3 protein-coding genes are annotated in these 3,384 nt (G+C 65.1%); 2 read left to right on the top strand and 1 reads right to left on the bottom strand.

What is annotated here, in order from left to right:
- Positions 1-251 precede the first annotated feature (251 nt).
- Entirely contained in the window at positions 252-1,748 is a 1,497-nt protein-coding gene (gene istA, locus GH664_RS22055) for an IS21 family transposase (protein WP_153170251.1), read from the top strand.
- Complete coding sequence (gene istB, locus GH664_RS22060; RefSeq protein WP_153170252.1) at positions 1,745-2,542, top strand: IS21-like element ISAZo16 family helper ATPase IstB; 798 nt, start codon at positions 1,745-1,747, stop codon at positions 2,540-2,542. The genes istA and istB overlap by 4 nt, the downstream gene beginning before the upstream one ends.
- Positions 2,543-2,547: 5 nt before the next feature.
- Here the strand turns inward: istB and GH664_RS22065 are convergent, their stop codons facing one another.
- Entirely contained in the window at positions 2,548-3,024 is a 477-nt protein-coding gene (locus GH664_RS22065) for a hypothetical protein (RefSeq protein WP_228111674.1), read from the bottom strand.
- Positions 3,025-3,384: the final 360 nt, after the last annotated feature.

The raw sequence follows: 3,384 nt of genomic DNA on the forward strand, positions 1-3,384 counted from the left end.
GCGTGCGCATCGAACAGCATCTCGTGGCTCTGCGTCGGATACGCCTGCACGACAAAGGCACGGCTATAGCACAGCTTCAGGTGCGCCACGAGCACCTTGCGCCACACCCCACCGATGACCAGATGCTTGGCCGGCGACAATTAGCCTGACCGGTCGACGACAACTATCTTGGCCGGTTGGATCTGTTGCCGGGAAGGTCCGGAAGCGAGGGATAGAGTGCTCTTCTGACGACAGGCGTTGGGAGGCGCTCGGTGCCCGGCAAGAAGATCACGGACCAACAAGTGCGCAAATACAAGGAAGCAAGAAGGCAGGCGACGCAGCAGATCGCGGCGGCCCGGATGGGGATCAGCGTGCGCTCGGCACGACGCATCGAGCAGACCGACGGGTTGCCGTCACAGCGCGGACCGAGGAGATGGCGGACGCGCGCCGATCCGCTGGCGGACGTCTGGGAGCAGGAGCTGGTGCCCTTGCTCGAGCGAGAGCCCGGGCTGCAGGGCCGAACGTTGCTCGAGGAGTTGCAGCGCCGTCACGGTGAGGTGTTCGGCGACGGCGTGTTGCGCACGCTTCAACGCCGGATCCGCATGTGGCGCGCCGAGCACGGACACGAGAAGGAGGTGTTTTTCTCGCAAGCCAATCCACCGGGCCGCCTGGCCCTGTCGGACTTCACGCTGTGCGACGAACTCAGGATTACGGTGGGCGGCGAACACTTGGCGCATCGCCTGTACCAGTTCGCGCTGGCCTACTCGGGCTGGCGTCATGCCGAACTGGTGTGCGGCGGCGAGAGCTTCGCCGCCTTGGCGCAGGGTCTGCAGAATGCCCTTTGGGCCCTGGGTGGGGTGCCCGAAGAACATCGTACCGACAGCCTGTCAGCCGCCTTCAACAACTTGGCCGAAGCGCAAACGCTCACGCGCCGCTATGAAGATCTGTGCCGGCACTATGGCATGCGTCCGAGCCGGAACAATCTCGGCCAGTCGCACGAGAACGGCGCCATCGAATCGCGTCAGGGCAGCCTGAAGAGCGCGCTCGAGCAGGCGCTGCTGCTGCGCGGACACCGCGAGTTCGCCACGACTGCCGACTATCGGCGTTTCGTCGCAGAGGTCGTCGCTCGGCTGAACCGGCGCATCCAGACGCGGCTGTCCGAGGAACGCAGCCAGCTCGCCGCGCTACCGGTGCGCCGGACCAGCGAGTACGAGGAGATCGAAGCGCGCGTGACCAAGTTCAGCACCGTCAGCCTCCGTCGCGTGCTCTACAGCGTGCCCTCGCGCCTGATTGGTCACCGACTCCAGTTTCGCCTCTACCCCGAGCGCGTCGAAGGCTGGCTGGGCGGGGTGTGCGTGTTCGAGAGCGTGCGCGGGACGGTGCCGGCGGGCAAGCAGCGCGGCAAGCAGGTCGATTACCGGCATCTGCTACCCGCGCTCAAGCGCAAACCCGGCGCCTTTGCCCGTTGGGCGCTGCGCGATGACATGTTCCCCCGCGCCGAGTACCGGCAGACCTGGGAGCGCCTGATCGAGACCGTGCCCGAGCGTCAGGCCTGCAAGCTCATGGTGGGACTGCTCGATCTGGCCGCACGCGGCGCGTGCGAGGTTCAGCTCGCGCAGATCCTCGGGGGTTTGCTGCAGGCGGGCACCTTGCCCGATCTCGAGGGTCTGGAGGCGCGCTTCGCGCCCCGCCAGACATCCCTGCCGGCGGTCACCGTGTCGTTGCCCGCGCTGTCGGTCTACGACGGACTGTACGAGGTGGCGGTATGAGCGCCATCGAGACGGCAACGCTGCCCATGATGCTCACCGAGCTGCGACTGCCCACCATCAAGCGGCTGTGGCTCGCGCTGGCCGAGCAGTCGAACCGCGAGGGCTGGCCGGCCGAGCGGTTTCTGGCCGCCCTGTGCGAGCACGAAATGCATGAGCGCGAGACGCGCCGCATCGACCGCCACCGCGCCGAGTCCGCCTTGCCGCCGGACAAGCGCCTGTCGGCCTTCGACTTCGCGGCCGTGCCGACGGTCTCCAAGGCGCACGTCACCGCGCTGGCCGAGGGCGACAGCTGGCTCGAACAAGGCGCGAACATCCTGCTCTTCGGACCACCAGGTGTCGGCAAGACGCACCTGATCGCCAGCATCGGCCACGCCCTCATCGAACGCGGCTACCGCGTGCTCTTTACCCGCACGAGCGATCTGGTGCAGCGTCTGCAGGCCGCCCGGCGCGATCTGCGCTTGCCGGCCGAGTTGGCCAAGCTCGACCGCTTCGACCTGCTGATCTGCGACGACTTCAGCTACGTTCGCCGCGATCAGGGCGAAACGTCAGTGCTCTTCGAGCTCATCGCCGAGCGCTACGAGCGCAGAAGCCTGGCCATCACTGCGAATCAGCCGTTCTCGGAGTGGGGCCACGTCTTTGCCGAACCGGCCATGACCCTGGCCACCGTCGACCGGCTCGTGCATCACGCCACGATCTTTGAGATGAACGTGGAGAGCTTCCGCCGCCGCGTTGCTCAGAAGGGGCTCGCCCCTTCTGAGCAACGCAACCCCAACACCTCAAAGCCGAAAGGCTGAACCCCTCATGCCTCGCTTCCACCGGCCAGGATAATTGACGTCGACCGGCCAAGGTAATTGACGCCGGGCAGATGCTCCTCGCTCCAGTCGAACTGGTGCGCCTCACCCGGTTCGAACTGCAGCGGAACGAAGGCTTTCGTGACCGATGCACCGCCTTCGGCCTTCCAGCGCCGAATGAACTCGGTGACGCGGCTGTAATTGCCGTCAAACCCCTGCGTCTGCAACTGCGCAAACAGCTTCAGCGCCGTGCGCCGGTCCCGTTGCGGTCGCCGCGCATCGGTCTCCAACATCTTGACCAGTTGCGCCGCGTAAGGCGCGATCTTGGTGTCGCCGACCTTGCGTCGGTACTTCGGCTCAACTCCCTCGGGCGCCTTCAACCACTTGCGGATCGTCTTGCGCGTCAGCCCCGTGCGACGCTCGATCTCCGAAAGCGCGAGCCCTTCCCGGTAGTACAACCGTCTGACTTTCCCCAGCAGATTCATGGTGATCATCTCCTCTGTTCCCCGCTCCTCGACGGAAGCGGCGGAGGTTAATCACCTGGGTACTTTTCAGCGCGCAGACCCCGCGAAATCTGGGTAGTTTTCAGTGCGCGTCAACATGTCAGACCCCAGATTTGGACGGATGGTGGCTCCTCGTCGGCCAATGGTGTCGCTCGATTCCGCTCGGTGATATGCGATAGGAATGACGGGTTGTCGAAATCCCCAATTCACCCTAACGACCCCTATGCATAGCTCTCAACTATGTAGAGTCGCGGCTGGCGGGACGGCATTTGATCAGCAATTACGCGGGCAAGCGGCGCGTTCGGGCGTGAGCAGCTACACATAGTTTTCCGGCCCATGTTC

The organism is Thauera sp. 2A1 (assembly GCF_009469595.2).
Taxonomy (GTDB): Bacteria; Pseudomonadota; Gammaproteobacteria; order Burkholderiales; family Rhodocyclaceae; genus Thauera.

Bases quoted from the DNA above. Each gene is read 5' to 3' on its own strand.
- GH664_RS22065 (WP_228111674.1), bottom strand. From the start codon at position 3,024: ATGAATCTGCTGGGGAAAGTCAGACGGTTGTACTACCGGGAAGGGCTC.
- istB (WP_153170252.1), top strand. From the start codon at position 1,745: ATGAGCGCCATCGAGACGGCAACGCTGCCCATGATGCTCACCGAGCTG.